14 protein-coding genes, 1 tRNA gene and 1 pseudogene are annotated in these 15,239 nt (G+C 64.6%); 8 read left to right on the top strand and 8 right to left on the bottom strand.

Annotated elements, in window-relative coordinates:
- Together D1J51_RS17410 and D1J51_RS17415 are read right to left on the bottom strand one after the other, a co-directional pair.
- Positions 1-162 (bottom strand): annotated as a pseudogene (locus D1J51_RS17410) (chromate transporter); the annotation flags it as partial.
- Positions 163-233: 71 nt separating this feature from the next.
- Positions 234-614 (bottom strand): MerR family transcriptional regulator, encoded by a 381-nt coding sequence (locus D1J51_RS17415; RefSeq protein ID WP_017882810.1) that lies wholly within the window; start codon positions 612-614, stop codon positions 234-236.
- A gap of 54 nt (positions 615-668) precedes the next feature.
- Here D1J51_RS17415 and D1J51_RS17420 point away from each other — a divergent pair, with 54 nt between their 5' ends.
- A complete protein-coding gene (locus D1J51_RS17420; protein WP_031289565.1) occupies positions 669-2,195 on the top strand; it encodes a SulP family inorganic anion transporter in 1,527 nt (508 codons plus the stop codon).
- Positions 2,196-2,206: 11 nt separating this feature from the next.
- On the opposite strand, the gene D1J51_RS17425 is transcribed toward D1J51_RS17420, so the two are convergent.
- Entirely contained in the window at positions 2,207-3,607 is a 1,401-nt protein-coding gene (locus D1J51_RS17425; RefSeq protein WP_017882812.1) for a TrkH family potassium uptake protein, read from the bottom strand.
- A 254-nt stretch (positions 3,608-3,861) separates the two neighbouring features.
- Between D1J51_RS17425 and D1J51_RS18110 the strand changes: the two genes are divergently transcribed.
- Positions 3,862-4,350, top strand: coding sequence for a hypothetical protein (locus D1J51_RS18110; protein WP_162903919.1), 489 nt, complete (start codon positions 3,862-3,864; stop codon positions 4,348-4,350).
- A 253-nt stretch (positions 4,351-4,603) separates the two neighbouring features.
- The gene (gene nhaA / locus D1J51_RS17430; protein ID WP_119077258.1) at positions 4,604-5,980 is read left to right on the top strand and encodes a Na+/H+ antiporter NhaA; all 1,377 of its coding nucleotides are present in this window, start codon (positions 4,604-4,606) and stop codon (positions 5,978-5,980) included.
- Here nhaA and chrA read toward each other — a convergent pair.
- The 5 genes from chrA to trxB are packed head-to-tail and all read right to left on the bottom strand — an operon-like array spanning position 5,952 to position 10,699.
- Positions 5,952-7,136, bottom strand: coding sequence for a chromate efflux transporter (gene chrA / locus D1J51_RS17435; protein WP_119077260.1), 1,185 nt, complete (start codon positions 7,134-7,136; stop codon positions 5,952-5,954). The genes nhaA and chrA overlap by 29 nt on opposite strands.
- A 50-nt stretch (positions 7,137-7,186) precedes the next feature.
- Positions 7,187-7,594 carry an arsenate reductase ArsC gene (locus D1J51_RS17440; protein ID WP_119077261.1) on the bottom strand — a complete coding sequence of 136 codons (408 nt, stop codon included), beginning with the start codon at positions 7,592-7,594 and terminating at the stop codon, positions 7,187-7,189.
- 20 nt (positions 7,595-7,614) lie between these two features.
- Positions 7,615-8,631 carry a metalloregulator ArsR/SmtB family transcription factor gene (locus D1J51_RS17445; protein WP_119077263.1) on the bottom strand — a complete coding sequence of 339 codons (1,017 nt, stop codon included), beginning with the start codon at positions 8,629-8,631 and terminating at the stop codon, positions 7,615-7,617.
- A complete protein-coding gene (gene arsB / locus D1J51_RS17450; protein WP_017882818.1) occupies positions 8,628-9,725 on the bottom strand; it encodes an ACR3 family arsenite efflux transporter in 1,098 nt (365 codons plus the stop codon). Before arsB ends, D1J51_RS17445 begins: the two co-directional genes overlap by 4 nt.
- The gene (gene trxB, locus D1J51_RS17455; RefSeq protein WP_081611577.1) at positions 9,722-10,699 is read right to left on the bottom strand and encodes a thioredoxin-disulfide reductase; all 978 of its coding nucleotides are present in this window, start codon (positions 10,697-10,699) and stop codon (positions 9,722-9,724) included. Before trxB ends, arsB begins: the two co-directional genes overlap by 4 nt.
- A 124-nt stretch (positions 10,700-10,823) precedes the next feature.
- Here trxB and D1J51_RS17460 point away from each other — a divergent pair, with 124 nt between their 5' ends.
- The 5 genes from D1J51_RS17460 to D1J51_RS17480 all read left to right on the top strand — a co-directional run bounded on the left by D1J51_RS17460 (position 10,824) and on the right by D1J51_RS17480 (position 15,195).
- Positions 10,824-11,915 (top strand): IS630 family transposase, encoded by a 1,092-nt coding sequence (locus D1J51_RS17460; RefSeq protein ID WP_031289567.1) that lies wholly within the window; start codon positions 10,824-10,826, stop codon positions 11,913-11,915.
- A gap of 70 nt (positions 11,916-11,985) precedes the next feature.
- A complete protein-coding gene (locus tag D1J51_RS17465) occupies positions 11,986-12,555 on the top strand; it encodes a type IV toxin-antitoxin system AbiEi family antitoxin domain-containing protein (RefSeq protein ID WP_017882821.1) in 570 nt (189 codons plus the stop codon).
- Positions 12,552-13,448: a nucleotidyl transferase AbiEii/AbiGii toxin family protein gene (locus tag D1J51_RS17470; RefSeq protein WP_031289568.1), complete on the top strand. Its 897-nt coding sequence runs from the start codon at positions 12,552-12,554 to the stop codon at positions 13,446-13,448. The genes D1J51_RS17465 and D1J51_RS17470 overlap by 4 nt, the downstream gene beginning before the upstream one ends.
- A 275-nt stretch (positions 13,449-13,723) precedes the next feature.
- Positions 13,724-13,797 (top strand) — tRNA-Pro (locus D1J51_RS17475).
- Positions 13,798-13,983: 186 nt separating this feature from the next.
- Positions 13,984-15,195, top strand: a complete 1,212-nt coding sequence (locus D1J51_RS17480) for an IS4 family transposase (RefSeq protein WP_119077265.1) — start codon at positions 13,984-13,986, stop codon at positions 15,193-15,195.
- Positions 15,196-15,239 lie beyond the last annotated feature (44 nt).

Consider the following 15,239-nt stretch of genomic DNA (forward strand, 5'->3'; position numbering starts at 1 on the left):
CTGCACCCTCGGGGCTCGGCGCAGCCGATTCCAGAACGGCAACACACCGATGACGAGAAGCGCGGAGGGGAGGAACACCGCAATTAGAGCGATCGATGCTCCGAGCGCCCCCGAGGGGCCGCTCGTCGTGACCGCGCCAAGGAAAGCGGAGAACGTGAACAAAGTGATAAATATGACTGTGAAATGTGGCGATGATCCGGATCGAGTAGCAAAGCGGTTGGGGTAACATTCGCTCATTCCGTTTCAATGGCAAGGAGACGGAGGAACTCGTCCGCCATCTCGAGTTGCTTTACGAGCTTTTCGCGTCGCTCCATCGCGTCTTGCCGGAAATCTTCTAGCGTGCGGCGCGCGTCCTCTTGGTCAGCGCCAGACGGCGAAGCGCTATCGATAGCGTGCAGTAGATCGCCCATCTGGTCGAGAGAGTAGCCGAGGGGCTTCATCCGGCGGATGAGCATCAGCCGGTCGTAGTCGCCCTCGGTATACAGCCGGAAGCCTCCCTCAGAACGTCCCGACGGTGCGAGGAGGCCGATCTCGTCATAGTGACGAATGGTGCGCAGGGACAGTTCTGTGCGTTGGGCGAGCTCGCCAATATGCATCATTCCCACATCGCTCATCCCGAAGTTATCCTCTTCTCGCTTCGCACCAAATCTCCCGTTACGTTAGGGTTGATGGGTGTGACCACTAGCACCACTGTAGAAGACCGCAAGCGGTATCGCCCTGAACCTTCCGTACGCACGGCGCTTAAGACCCCGCGCCTCCTCACCCGAGAAGCGCTTGCGGGGCTGGTGGTCGCGCTCGCGCTGATCCCGGAGGCGATCTCGTTCTCGATCATTGCGGGCGTTGACCCGAAGGTCGGGTTGTTCTCGTCGTTCATCATGGCGATCACGATCGCATTCGTCGGCGGTCGCCCCGCGATGATCACCGCAGCCACCGGTGCGATCGCACTGGTCATCGCACCGGTCGCCCGTGACCACGGGATGGACTACTTCATTGCCACCGTGCTCCTCGCCGGCCTCTTGCAGATCGTGCTGGCGGTGTTCGGGGTGGCGAAGCTGATGCGCTTCATCCCGCGCAGCGTCATGGTCGGGTTCGTCAACGCACTCGCGATCCTCATCTTCATGGCGCAGGTGCCCGAACTCCTCGGCGTGCCGTGGATGGTCTACCCGCTGATCGCTATCGGCTTGCTGATCATGGTCTTCATGCCGAAGATCACCAAGGTGGTCCCGGCCCCCCTCGTGTCGATCGTCGTCGTCACCGCGGCCGTGGTCATCTTCGCGATCAACGTGCCAGCCGTCGGCGACAAGGGTGAACTGCCCCGCAGCCTGCCCGAACTGTTCATCCCGAACGTGCCGCTCACCTTCGAGACGCTCACAATCATCGCCCCCTACGCCCTCGCCATGGCGCTGGTCGGGCTGATGGAGTCGCTCATGACGGCGAAGCTCGTCGATGATGTCACCGATACGCACTCGAACAAGACGCGCGAGTCCTGGGGGCAGGGCGTCGCGAACATCGCCTCGGGCATCTTTGGCGGGATGGGCGGGTGCGCGATGATCGGACAGACGATGATCAACGTGAAAGCGTCGGGTGCGCGCACGCGAATCTCCACTTTCCTCGCGGGCGTGTTCCTCCTCATCCTGATCGTTGCCCTCGGCGATATAGTGGCGATCATCCCGATGGCAGCTCTCGTGGCGGTGATGATCATGGTGTCCGTGGGCACCTTTGATTGGCATTCCATCAGGCCGTCCTCGCTGAAGCGGATGCCGAAGAGCGAGACCACGGTCATGGTCGTGACGGTCGCGGTCGTCGTCGCGACCCATAACCTCGCGATCGGTGTGGTGGTCGGGGTGTTCGTCGCGTCGGTGATGTTCGTGCGCCGGGTCGCGCACTTCGTGACTGTCAAGCGTGAAGTGATGGAGCACTTCGGTGAGGAGCGCGCCTATTACACGGTCGTCGGTGAGTTGTTCTTCGCTTCGAGCAATGATCTGACCACCCAGTTCGAGTACGCTCAGGATCCCGGCCAAGTGGTGGTCGATATGACGCAGTCGCATATCTGGGATGCGTCGACCGTGGCCGCGCTCGATGCGATCGTGACGAAGTACGAGCAGCATGGCAAGACGGTCGAACTGATCGGGATGAACGAGTATACGACTGCTTTCCATACGAGGCTTACCGGCGGGCTTGGCGACGGGCACTGACCTCTGTCTGGTTATCCGATGATAGGTCGTTCGTCAGGAAGCCGGAAGAGCTCCTTGCGCTGTCGTACGGCGAGGGCGGACGCGAGTGCGATCGGGCCGACGCGTCCGACGAGCATGAGCGCAGAGAGCACATATTTCCCGAATGGGCCGACTTCCGCGGAGATCCCGACGGAGAGACCGCAGGTCGCGAATGCGGAGATCGTCTCGAACAGGAGGCGATCGAGGGTGGCGTCGCTCACGGTAGTGAGCAGGGAGGTGGCGGTGAGCACGAGTGTGGCACCGAGGAACACGACGCTGATCGCGAGTCTGAGGGTGCTGTTCGGGATCCTGCGGCCTGCGGCGTTGGTGTGCTGAGTGCCTTTCGCTTCGGCCCAGATCGCGAGAAACAGTACGGCGAGGGTGGTGACCTTTATGCCGCCGGCGGTGGAGCCGGATCCGCCTCCGACGAACATGAGCGCGTCGCTGAGAAGCATCGTCGTCGCCGTCATCGATTCCGTGTCGACGACGGCGAAGCCGCCGGAGCGCAGCATCGCTGACGCGAAGAACGCGTTTCCGATCTTCGCCCACCAGGTCTCACCGCCGATCGTGGCCGGGTTCGCCCACTCGAACCCCGCCCAGGCGACCGTGCCGAGCACGAACAACACGATGGTGGTGATGATGGTGAGCTTCGTGTGGAGCGTCCAACGCTTCCGCGTCCACTTTGCACGGATGAGGTTCAGGAACACGGGGAATCCGAAGCTCCCGACGAACACGCCGATCGCAAGCGGGAACAAGATCCATGGATTGTCGGCGAACTGGCCCATGCCTCCGACATGCGGCGTGAAGCCTGCGTTCGCGAACGCCGAGATCGCATAGAACACCCCATACCAGAGTCCCCATCCGAACGACCCTTCGGCGACGATGAAGGCGGGGACGAGGAATAGCATCAGCACGAACTCGATCGTGAACGTCGTGACGACCACCACCCGGAGGAGGCGCTTCACGTCCCCGAGCCCGGTGGTGCCGATGCTCGACTGCGCGAACACCCGCCCGCTGATTCCGAGTCTGCGCGTCACCATCCGTGCGAGGAGCAGCGCGATCGTGACGACCCCGAGCGCTCCGGTCTGGATCGCGGTCAGGATCACGACCTGCCCGAACATCGACCAGTGCTCGCCCGTGTCCACGGTCGTGAGCCCCGTAACGGTCACCGCCGACACCGCTGTGAACAATGCATCGGGGAGCGCGGTGACCGTGCCGGTGTGCGATGCGATCGGCAGCATGAGCAGCGCCGTGAACAGCAGCACCGCGGCGGCGAACACGAGGATCGCGATGCGCGCCGGCGAGTGCCCGGCGAGATAGCGGGTGCGGGCAGTGGCGCGGTGGGCAAGGTCGCGCACGCGCGCTATCGCGATGTTCCCGGTGCGCGTATCCATAGGGCTGTCCTCAGCATTCATGAACACCACCCGGACGGGCGGTGTGCCGACCAGACTTCCCGGCGCACCGCACTCGACTTTACTCCGCACGACAATATTCGTCGAAGATTCCTTCTACGGCAGTGCTTGCGCACGGAGCGCGGAGAGGGCGTAGAGTGGGAGACCGCTGCGCGGCATTGCCGCATCCAGCGAATGGTGTGCCGGGAAGTCTGGTCGGCGAAACAACTTCGACCCGACCCTCCGAGGAGACTTTCTTGCCTGTCTCGTTCCTGGTTCGCGGCGACCCCTTGCCGCAGACACCGTACACCGATGAGGATCTGGAGCATGCTCCGTCGCGCGGAATGCTCTGGGGCGTAGACCTCCGGAACTGTGCGACGCGGAAAGCTGCGCGTGCCCGCTGGCATGACACCATTCAGGATCTGAAACACGAACTCGATACGCATCCTGCCGTCCTACGGGTTGGTATCGCTTGCCTTCGGCCGACCGGGTTCCCGCAATCACTGCTCGTGAATCTGCCCACGGGCCTCGCCTCGCGGCTGCATAACGATGTGGAACGTGACCGTGCCCGATACCTGCAAGTGCTCGTGCTCGACCTCACCGACTGCGCTGACCCGGCACTGCTGCATGACCGTCTCGAGGAAGCCCTCGGACCAGGGCACGGCTCCTGGGCTGACGTCACGCTCACCTGGCGCGATATCGAAGAGTGCGGATTCACCGAAGCCTGGGCAAGAGGCGCACTGTGACCCGTCAAGGGGCGCTGATATCCTTGAATGTGATGACGCAGCACCGGTTTCACGCGGCTTTCATGCCAACGGGCTGGGTATTGCCACATCGCGGCACGAACGGGTACATCTCCTCCTGGGGTGCGATGCTCTCCGGTACCACTCCCACGACGCCTGCAGCCTGACCCTAAATCGATCCCCTCGTCCCGACGCGGTGCAGGGGCTTGATTCGAGCCGATTCCTCTCAGCCTGCGCGCACACCTCAGGAGATGCCTTGAACACCGCCCAAACACCACCCAATCGCACCTTCCCTCGCTATGGGACGTTCGCCGAGGCGAAGCGCATCGGCGCGCTGCTGCGAAAAGAAGCCGTCGGCGGTATGCTGCTCGTCGGCGCCGCCCTCATCGCGATCATCTGGGCGAACACGCCCGCCGCAGACGCGTACTTCGCTCTGCGGGATTTCAAGATCGGCTACGAGCCCTGGCACCTGAACCTCAGCCTCGGGGCATGGGCGGCCGACGGGCTTCTCGCGATCTTCTTCTTCCTCGTCGGTCTCGAGCTCAAACGCGAGTTCGTCGCCGGCGATCTCAGGAATTTCCGCACCGCGATCGTCCCGATCGCGGCCGCCGCAGGCGGCGTAGCCGCCCCAGCGCTCATCTACGCGGTGATCGTCTGGCAGCAGCCCGCGCTCCTGGCAGGGTGGGCGATCCCGACCGCCACGGATATCGCGTTCGCCGTAGCCGTCCTCGCGATCATCGGCTCCCACCTGCCCCCAGCATTGCGGATCTTCCTCCTCACTCTCGCCGTCGTCGACGACCTGATCGCAATCAGCATCATTGCCGTGTTCTACACCGACCACATCGAGATCCTGCCCCTGCTGCTGGCGTTCGCAGTCATCGCGGCCTACGGGTTCATCGCGCAACGCTACCGAGTTTTCTTCGGACTGCACCCGTTCGCGGCCTGGCTGATCCTGCTCCCCATCGGCGTCGTCGCGTGGGCCCTGATGCACGCCTCCGGCGTGCACGCCACCATCGCAGGCGTACTGCTCGGATTCACGATCCCGGTGCTGCACCGCCGCGCGGACCGGGAGGCGGCCTCGGGTCGTCCAGGGCTTGCGGAGGAGTTCGAGCACCGATTCCGCCCTCTGTCGGCTGGGATCGCGGTGCCCGTCTTCGCGTTCTTCGCCGCCGGTGTCTCCGTCGGCGGGGCCGAGGGAATCCGTGACGCGATGACGAACCCCATCACCTTCGCAATCGTGGCCGCCCTCGTCTTGGGCAAGCCGCTCGGAATCGTGACCACGACCTGGCTCACTACGAAGGCGCTTCGCACGAAGCTCGACCCGGAACTTCGGTGGATCGACATGGTCGGAGTCGGGCTCCTCGCCGGCATCGGGTTCACCGTGTCACTACTCGTCGCCGAACTCAGCTTCCCGCCCGGATCCGTCGAGCAGGATACTGCCAAAGTTGCAATCCTTGCCGCCTCCGTGAGTGCCGCGGTGCTCGCGGCAATCCTGCTCGGCACCCGCAACCGCCGGTACCGGCGCATCGCACTGCGCGATGCGGTCGACGCGGACGCAGATGGCATCCCCGACGTCTACCAGCAGGGACAGGATCCCGACTGGTTCAAGCCCAGTCCAGGCTCACGCCGGTAATGGCCACGGTCACCCCCGCTACTGCGCCCATGAGGACTGCGACCCACGCCGGGAGTCTCCACACAGCGAGGAGCAGGAAGCATGCTGCGGCGATTCCGAGCGACGCGACCCCGGTGATCCCGGAGGTGATCACCGGGGTCCAGAGCGACGCGGCGAGGATGCCGACGACGGCCGCGTTCGCACCCGCGAGTGCCGATCGGATGTTCGGGTTCTGGCGCACCCGATCCCAGAACGGCAGGGCTGCGACCAGCAGGAGGAGACCAGGCACGAAGACGCCGACCAGCGCAAGCAGCGCTGCGACGGGGGCGAGCGGGCCGGGCATCATATCGAATCCGAGGTAGGCGGCGAAGGTGAAGAGCGGGCCGGGCACTGCTTGGGCTGCCCCGTATCCGGCGAGGAACTGTTCGGGCGTGATCGAAGCGGCGATGGCGGATTCCGCCTGCAGCAACGGCAGCACGACGTGCCCGCCGCCGAACACGAGCGCCCCGGCACGGGTGAACGCGTCTGCGATCTGGGCCCAGGTGTTCTGGGTGAGTGCGGCGAGCACCGGCAAGCCCGTCAGCAGACAACCGAAGACGACCAGAGCCGCGATCCCCGTCTTGCGGGAGACCCGCACCGCCAGAGCCTCCGCCCGAGACACGGCCGCACCGCGGCACCACAGCACCCCGGCGACGAGACCGGTGAGGATCGCCGCGATCTGCCCAAGGCTGCCAGGGAGCAGCAACGCCAAGCCTGCGGCGGCAAGACCGATCAGGATGCGCCGCAGATCCGGCGTCAGCGTGCGCGCCATTCCGATGACTGCGTGTGCGACAACCGCGACCGCCACGGCTTTGAGCCCCAGGATCAGGCCGTGCCCGATGACGCCTTCGAGCCTGACGGCGCCGATAGCGAAGAGCACGAGCAGCAGCGCCGAGGGCAGCGTGAACGCTACCCATGCCGCTACCGCGCCGCGGAAGCCGGCGCGGATCAGGCCGAGCGCGAACCCGACCTGGCTCGACGCCGGGCCGGGGAGGAACTGGCACAGCGCGACGAGCTCGGCGTACTGTGGCTCGCTTACCCATTTGCGGCGGACGACGAGCTCCTCGCGGAAGTAGCCGAGGTGCGCGATTGGCCCACCGAACGACGTGACGCCGAGCTTCAGAAACGCACGGAACACCTCCGCGACGCTCCCGGGCGGCCTCGTAGGCGCCGCCGACGCATCTCGGGTCACGGTTCGAGGAGTTCTGCGATCAGCGTCTCGACCCGCGACCTGATTTCGTCGCGGATCGGCCGCACCGCTTCGACACCCTGGCCGGCGGGGTCGTCGAGTTTCCAGTCCTCGTATCGTTTGCCGGGAAAGAACGGGCAGGCGTCGCCGCAGCCCATCGTGATCACCACGTCCGAAGCTTGCACCGCCTCGGTGCTCAGCACCTTGGGGCGCTCGGCGGTGATATCGATGCCCATCTCTTTCATGGCTGCGACAGCGATGGGGTTGATCTTGTCGGCGGGCATCGACCCGGCAGAACGCACCTCGATGCGGCCTGCCGCGAGGTGGCGGAGGAAGCCGGCGGCCATCTGTGAGCGTCCGGCATTGTGGACGCACACGAACAGCACGGAGGGTTTCTGATCGTTCATATTCAGTTCGCTGCTTTCAGTCAGGTGAGAGTGGTGAGCAGGGTGTGCACGCGGCGCTCGATGTCGTCGCGGATCGCGTCGATGCCCTCCGGGGAGGCGAGTGCGGGGTCTCCGACGGCCCAGTCCTCGTAGCGGACGCCAGGAATGATCGGGCAGACGTCGCCGCATCCCATCGTCACGACGACGTCGGCGGCACGCACGGCGTCGTCGGTGAGCGGCTTCGGGAACGCAGCTACCGCGTCGTGTTCGCCCTCGATCTGAGTGAGCAGCGAACGGACGCGCGGGTGCACATCCGTTGCGGGTGCCGACCCCGCGGAGCGAGCGATCACGCGACCTTGTGCAAGCTGATTGACGATCGCGGCGGCGAGCTGGGACCGTCCCGCATTCTGCACGCACACGAACAGCACCTGCGGCACCCCTGACGACCGGTCGCGGGCGACATCGGTAAGGCGCTGGCGGGCGAAGCGCTCGGTCAGCGGGATCAGGTGACGGGTGATCTTCGCGGATCGCACGAGGCCCGCATAGGATTCGCGGACGATCGCGATCACCAGATCTCGGCTCAGCCCGGTCAGTTCGTCCGCGAGTTCTTCGCCCAGGCGCGTCACTCGTCTATCCATGTCGCGCAGGGTTTCCGCACGAAGCAGAGCATCCTCTGAGTCTTCGGGATCCCCGAGGTCGTCTGTGATCGCGGCGGGGGCGAACGCGTCGAGCAGCGCTGCGACTGCCTGTTGCCTACGGGCCGCGATCCGGTACCAGACCCAGGTGCCGCGCCGTTCGGACAGCAACATTCCCGTGTCCTTGAGGACTTTCAGATGGTGGGAGACGGTTGGCTGGGACACGTCGGCGAGTTCTGCGAGGTCGCACACGCAGGACTCGCCTCGCGGGTCGGCAGCGATTGCCGACAGCATCCGCAGGCGCAGCGGATCCGCGATCGCCTTCAGCGCGCCCGCCACGGTGACGGCCGCGTCCGTGCCGATCGCATGCGTCACCGACGGTGCGCAGGTGTCAGCTACCGGAGGGGAGGTGGTGTCAGTCATGAGGCCCTCGATTCAAGTGCGCGGGTGGTGTAGGGGTCGATATGGAACCAGGCTCGTGCGGCCCACAGGGAGACGTAGACGAGGGCGACGAGGACGGGAACCTCGATAAGCGGGCCGATGACGCCGGCGAGTGCCTGCCCCGAAGCAGCGCCGAAGGTGCCGATAGCGACCGCGATCGCCAGCTCGAAGTTATTGCCGGCGGCGGTGAACGCCAGGGTCGTCGATCGTGCGTAGCCGAGGCCGAGCGCTTTGCCCAGGAGGAGCCCGGCGAACCACATGAGGGCGAAGTAGACCAGCAGCGGCAGCGCGATGCGGGCCACCGCGAGCGGGTTCGAGGTAACCGCTTCCCCTTGCAGGGCGAACAGCAGCACGATCGTGAACAGCAGCCCGTACAGCGCCCACGGCCCGACAGCCGGGAGGAACTTCTCCTCGTACCAGGCCCGACCGCGGCGCTTCTCGCCGATCCAGCGGGACGCGAAGCCGGCAATGAGCGGGATCCCGAGGAACACCAACACGTTCACCGCGATCTGCCACACCGAGACATCAAGGCCCTGGGCATCAAGGCCGAGCCAAGCGGGGAGCACGGTGAGGTAGAACCAGCCGAGCACCGAGAACATCACAACCTGGAACACGGAGTTGATCGCGACGAGCACCGCGGTGGCCTCACGGTCTCCGCAGGCGAGATCGTTCCAGATCACCACCATCGCGATGCACCGCGCCAGCCCCACGATGATCAGACCGGTCCGGTACTCGGGAAGATCAGGTAAAAAGATCCAGGCGAGTGCGAACATCACCGCGGGCCCGACCATCCAGTTCAGCGCCAACGAGGAGACAAGCAGCTTCTTATCGCCGGTGACGGCGGCCACCTTGTCGTAACGCACCTTGGCGAGCACCGGGTACATCATCGCCAGCAACCCGATCCCGATCGGCACAGAGATGCCGCCAACTTCGAGCCGAGCCAGCAGGTCCGACAGTGCGGGTACGAAGCGGCCGAGCGCCAGCCCCGCGATCATCGCGAGCCCGATCCACAACGGCAGCCACTTGTCGAGCGTGGAGAGCCGCTTCGGAGCGACGCGCGGCGTCACCGCGGTCATGTGGACGCCTCGAGGGTCGGATCTGCGACCGCGACGACCGGGGCGAGGCTCGAGAGGTAGTGCTGCGCATCCTGGGCCGCGGCGCAGCCGGTGCCCGCGGCAGTGATCGCTTGCCGATAGGTGCGGTCCACGAGGTCACCGGCAGCAAACACGCCCGGAAGGTTCGTCCGAGTCGAGGGATGCGCGACGATCACATAACCGGCGCTGTCGATCGCGACCTGTCCGGTCACCAGCTCCGAGCGCGGGTCGTGTCCAATTGCCACGAACACTCCCGCTACGTCCAAGGCCCGCTCCGCACTCGTCTCCGTGTTGCGCAGACGTAGCCCAGTTACCTGATCGTCGCCGAGGATCGCGGCGACTTCGCTATTCCACGCAACCTCAATCTTGGGGTGGTCGAGCACCCGCTGCACCATGATCTTCGAGGCCCGGAACTCGTCCCTCCGGTGCACGATCGTCACGTTCGACGCGAACCTCGTCAAGAACAACGCCTCCTCCATGGCGGAGTCCCCGCCTCCAACCACCGCGATCTCGCGGTCCCGGAAGAAGAACCCGTCGCACGTCGCACACCACGACAGCCCATGCCCAGACAAGCGAGCCTCCTCGGGGAGGCCGAGCTTCCGGTACGCCGAACCCATCGCGATGATCACCGCCTTGGCCCGATACGTGCTACCGCCTCCGGTCACGACGGTCTTCCACTCGTTCGCGAGATCCACCCTGGTCGCGTCGTCGTACACAATCCGCGCTCCGAACCGTTCGGCTTGCGCACGCATCGACGCCATCAACTCCGGCCCCTGCACTCCGTTGATGAAGCCCGGAAAGTTCTCCACTTCCGTGGTCGTCATTAGAGCACCTCCCGCCGACACCGATCCCGCAATCACCACCGGGGCGAGCCCCGCACGAGCGGCGTACAGCGCCGCGGTGTATCCGGCAGGGCCTGAACCGACAATGAGCAGCTCAACTTCTTGAATCGACATATTTCTATATTGATGGTTATCGAAACATCTGGCAAGGTGCGGGTCCTCACTTCACCAAGAGTTCATCTCTCGACCACCTAGTGTCTTGCGCCGTTAATTCGTTTCATTAGTTGTAGAATGGGGTATGGCACGAACTGGGCGTCCGAAGGCAGAGCTGGTGTTGACGGAGGCGGAGCGGGAACAGCTTGTCCGGTGGTCTCGCCGGAGGAAGTCGTCGCAGGCGCTCGCGCTTCGGTCGCGGATCGTGCTGGCTTGCGGTGATGGTCTGCTGAACACCGAGGTGATGGCGTTGGTGGGGTGTTCGGCTCCGACGGTGCGCAAGTGGCGGACCCGGTTCATCGAACATCGTCTGGACGGGCTCGTCGACGAGCCGCGACCAGGCAGGCCCGCGACGATCACCGCAGAGCAGGTCGAGGACGTCGTGGTCGCGACGTTGGAGCAGACCCCTGCGAACGCAACGCACTGGTCACGCGCGAAGATGGCTGAACGCTCCGGTCTGTCGCGCTCCACGATCGGGCGGATCTGGACCGCGTTTGGGCTGCAGCCGCACCGAACCGACGGGTTCAAGCTCTCCAACGACCCGCTGTTCGTGGAGAAGGTCTACGACATCGTCGGCCTCTACCTCGACCCGCCCGAGTCGGCGGTCGTGCTCAGCGTGGACGAGAAATCACAGGTGCAGGCGCTGTCGCGGTCGCAGCCCGCGTTCCCGATGATGCCGGGCATGCCCGAGAAACGCACGCATGACTACTTCCGGCATGGCACCACCAGCCTGTTCGCCGCGATGAACGTGCAAGACGGCACCGTGATCGCGTCCACCCACCGCCGGCACCGAGCGGTCGAGTTCAAGAAGTTCCTGCAGAAGATCGACCAGCAGGTTCCCGAGCACCTGGACGTGCACGTGAGCTGCGACAACTACGGCACACACAAGTCCCCGACCGTGACCGCGTGGATCGAGAAGCATCCCCGCTTCCACATGCACTTCACACCGACGTACTCGTCCTGGATCAATCAAGTCGAACGGCTCTTCGCCGAAGTCACTCGCGAGTTGCTGCAGCGCTCCGACCACCGGTCCGTGCAAGCCCTCGAGAAAGACCTCCGCGGCTGGGTAGCTGCATGGAACGAGAACCCGAAGCCCTTCATCTGGACCAAGAGCGCCGAGCAGATCCTCGCCTCACTCGGCAGATTTCTGCAACGAACTACCGGACCAGGACACTAGGGCCCTCCTCTTGATGATCCTAACCGTCTACAGATACCATTGGTCTGTAAACGGTTAGGAGGTGGAAGTAGTGGAGTTCACGGCGCCTGCGTTCACCCTTGCCGCTGCGCGCGCTGCCGGTATCGGCAAGGATCGCATCTACGATCTCCTGCAGCGCGGTGATCTGGAGCGTATCGCCCGCGGCGTTTTCGTGCGACCTGGCGCGCTCGACCCATCACTCGTGACCCTCGCGGCCGCCACCGCGGTGCATCAGGCAGCGACGCTCTGCTTGACTAGCGCCCTGGTTCACCATGACTTGAGCGATGCGATCCCGTTTGGTGCAGATATCGCGCTTCCGCGCGGCACCCGCCACCCCGCGGGCTTCGATCATGCCTCCTGGCATTCGTTCGATCCGGAAACCTTCGAGATCGGCCGGGAACTGCGGGACATCGGGGGGATGAGCGTGGCAATCTACTCCGCCGAGCGTACGATCATCGATTCCTTCCGGCTCATGCACCGCGAAGGAAGCGACGTGGCGCACGAAGCGCTCCGACGCTGGCTCCGAGGGCGCGGCAACTCGCCGGCGACCCTTCTCCGAACGGCCAGGTCTTTCCCAACTGTTGTCCCTCGGCTCCGACTTGCCCTGGAGGCACTGCTATGACCCCGGCTCCCACACGAGACACCCTAGCTGGCCGCGCCTACAACGATCTCCGCAATCTCGCCAAGCGTCATGGCCGCGAGCCCGCGGAGTATTTCACGCTATATGCTCTCGAAGGATTCCTCGAGCGTCTTACCGCATCCGTGCGTGCGGATGACTTCGTACTCAAGGGTGGTGTATTGATGGCGGCATTCGCTGCTCGACGCCCTACGCGAGACATCGACCTCGCCGCATCGGGATTCGGCAACGACATCGCCGAGGTTGAGCAGCGGGTGCGTGAAGTTATCGCGCAGCCACTCGAAGATGGCTTGGAGTTCGACGCGGAGTCCGTGGCAGGTCAACCGATTCGAGATGAAGCCGACTATTCCGGCGTGCGAGTCAAGATCACCGCAGGGCTCGGCCCGGCCCGCATCGCGCTGCATGTCGATGTGAACTTCGGCGACCCGATCTGGCCGGCCCCGACCACCGCGGAACTCCCCAGACTGCTCGGCGGCACGCTGCGGCTGAACGGTTACCCCGATCACATGGTGCTCGCGGAGAAGATACTCACCGCGATCGATCGCGGCGAGGTGAACACCCGTTGGCGAGACTTCGTGGACATCGCCGCTATCGCGGGAACACGCGCCATCTCCGCGGGCGATCTGCGGGAAGCGATCCGCATTGTTGCGAACCATCGAGGCGTGAAACTCGAATCGCTCGCACAGCGACTCGGCCATATGCCCGAACTCGCTCAGGCGAAGTGGGCGACCTGGCGGCGGAAACAACGACTGACCGAGACCACTCCCGTTGCCTTCGCTGAACTCCTCGACGTATGTGTCGCGTTCGCTGATCCGATCCTCACCGAACCGACGCTCGACGGCACTTGGAACCCTGCCGAACGCATGTGGAGCGTGTGACAGGGCTCGTCGAGCATCCGAGGTGCGAACCAGAGGCCCGAACAGGCCGCCACAAAGTCACCATAAACCCCTCGTGAGGCAACTCGCCAGAGGCTCTGGAACCGAAGAATCTAGTGGGCCAATCTAGTGGTCAACGTTCTGCAAAGCATGCAAAACATGACGCGCTCTGCAACGTATGGAACGCCAAAACCCTGGTCAGGTGGGGAAAGTGGTCGATCCGTCTGCCTGGGGGTCAAAGGCAGTAGCCTCTCCAGCGGCCCGAAACAACAGAACAACGGGATGTGGCGCAGCTTGGTAGCGCACCTGACTGGGGGTCAGGGGGTCGCAGGTTCAAATCCTGTCATCCCGACGGAAAAGCCCTGATGAGAAGCCACTTCTCGTCAGGGCTTCCTTCGTTTCTGGTGACCTCGGGAGCCCTCGGCCCGAGGGTCGCGATGGAGCGGGATCGCTGGCCTCGGTTCGAGCTGCTTGGTCGCTCGATACGGATCTAGTGACAATATCGTTTAATTAGTGCGTTCGGGGTTACGCTGGGTGCATGCCTCGTTCTGGGTGGCGGAAGCCGGTCTCTGATGTTCGTTTGTCTGATGCGGTATCGGTGGGGGTGCTCACCCGAGTGTTCCCGCCGGTGCTCGTGGATGAGGTGATCGCGGAGTGTGGGCGAACCGAGCAGCGTCGCAGGTCGTTGTCGGCTCGCGCGGTCGCGTATTTCGCGATCGGGATGGCGCTGCATTCAGACGGTTCGTATGAGGATGTCCTCGCGGTGGTGACTGATGGGTTGGCGTGGGCGGCACGCGAGGATCAGCCGGAGCGCTTGGCGAGCAAGGCAGCGATCTCGCATGCGCGTTCCCGGCTGGGGGCGGCCCCGCTGGAAGCTCTGTTTCGTCGGGTCGTGTCGCCGCTGTCACTACCGGGGACTCCGGGTGGGTTTCTTGCGGGGAGGCGTCTGGTCGCGATCGATGGCACCTGCCTGGACGTTGCCGACGCGCCCGGCAATGATGAGCATTTCGGAAGGCCCGGTGTCATGAAAGGTGAGCGGGCCGCGTTCCCGCAGGCCAGGGTTGTTGCGGTCGCTGAGTGCGGATCGCACGCGGTCATCGACGCTGTGGTTGACCCGTACACCGTGTCGGAGAACGCCGCGTCGGGCGAGCTGCTGGACCGACTGGAATCGGGGATGTTGTGCCTGGCCGACCGTGGCTTCTACTCCCACGCGGCGTGGACGCGGGCCGCTGCCACTGGGGCGGATCTGTGTTGGCGAGTGCAGTCGCGCCTGAAACTCCCCGTGCTCGAAGCGCTGAGCGACGGGTCATGGATCAGCGCGGTCTGTGATTCGAAGACCGACAAGAAACGCGAGCACCCCACCCGGGTGCGAGTGATCGAGTACACCATCAATGACGGGCGAGCGGAGGCAGGACCGTACCGGCTGATCACCACGATCCTCGACCCGGAAGACGTTCCCGCAGCCGAGCTCGCGGCAGCGTATGCCCAGCGGTGGGAAATCGAGACCGCGTTCGATGAGTTGAAAACACACCAGCGCGGACCACGCAAAGTGCTGCGCTCGGGCACCCCGGAGCTCGTGAGACAAGAGATCTGGGGACACCTGTGCTGCCACTACGCGATCCGGAGCCTGATGTTCGATGCCGCGACCGTCTCGGGGCATGACCCCGACCGCGTGTCCTTCGTGACCGCACTACGGATCTCGCGCCGCTCCATCGCCCAGCAGGGCGCATTTCCCCCCTCGGCACACTGATCCGGGCAGCATCATGAATCGCTGGGGGTTTGGTGCCGCATCTT

It is taken from the genome of Leucobacter sp. wl10, assembly GCF_003569785.1.
GTDB lineage: Bacteria > Actinomycetota > Actinomycetes > Actinomycetales > Microbacteriaceae > Leucobacter.